At 64.0% G+C, this 317-nt stretch carries 1 protein-coding gene; it reads left to right on the top strand.

Annotated features, from left to right (window positions below; translation table 11 throughout):
• Positions 1-317: IS30 family transposase (locus SB822_RS55910; RefSeq protein ID WP_410858952.1), on the top strand; the 317-nt coding region annotated here is incomplete at both ends.

The following is a 317-nucleotide window of genomic DNA, read 5'->3' as shown; positions in this document are numbered from 1 at the left end:
GCCCAACTCGAACGTGTGCATCCCGAAGAACCCGCCTTGAACGTCTCGCACGAAACGATCTACCACGCCATCTATGCTGCGCCACGTGGCGCATTGCGGCGTGAACTGGTTGCGCTGCTCAGACAGGGGCGTAGCACGCGCAAGCCGCGCACACGCGGGCAGGACCGGCGTGGGAAGCTCGTCGACATGGTGAGCATTCATGTGCGCCCGCCCGAGGCCAACGACCGGTTGATTCCGGGACACTGGGAAGGCGATCTGATCAAGGGTGCGGGCAACCGTTCGGCCGTGGGGACCCTGATTGATCGCAGCACCCTGTT

This window comes from Paraburkholderia sp. SIMBA_054, from assembly GCF_046534875.1.
GTDB classification, from domain to species: domain Bacteria; phylum Pseudomonadota; class Gammaproteobacteria; order Burkholderiales; family Burkholderiaceae; genus Paraburkholderia; species Paraburkholderia hospita.
This window is presented reverse-complemented; position numbering and strand designations above follow the sequence as displayed.